This window comes from Citrobacter sp. TBCS-14, assembly GCF_005280805.1.
Lineage (GTDB): Bacteria > Pseudomonadota > Gammaproteobacteria > Enterobacterales > Enterobacteriaceae > Citrobacter > Citrobacter gillenii.
In genome coordinates this window covers 1-235 of sequence record NZ_SZWM01001089.1, presented here as the reverse complement: position 1 = coordinate 235, position 235 = coordinate 1, and the positions used below count along the sequence as shown (strand labels likewise).

Sequence of the window (235 nt, the reverse complement as noted above, 5' to 3'; positions counted from 1 at the left end):
ATAAATGTCACCAGGCGTTTTTGGGTCAGCACCAGCGGATACTTCTGGAAGATGGTACTTTCTTCCGGCTGTTCAATATGCTGATCCAGCATACGCAGACCGCCGTTTTGCACCATTTCCAATAGTTCATACAGGCACATCAGCAACTGGCGCTGGAACTCCGGTCCCATTTTCTTTTTACTGATCACCCCTTTGATCTGATGAACGATCTCTTTCAGCACATGCATCGGGTTAC

Annotated in this window: 1 protein-coding gene; it reads right to left on the bottom strand. The window is 47.7% G+C overall.

Features of this window, described 5'->3' with window-relative positions:
- On the bottom strand, positions 1-235 hold a 235-nt coding region (locus tag FDX22_RS32015), incomplete at both ends, for a motility-associated protein (RefSeq protein WP_370317806.1).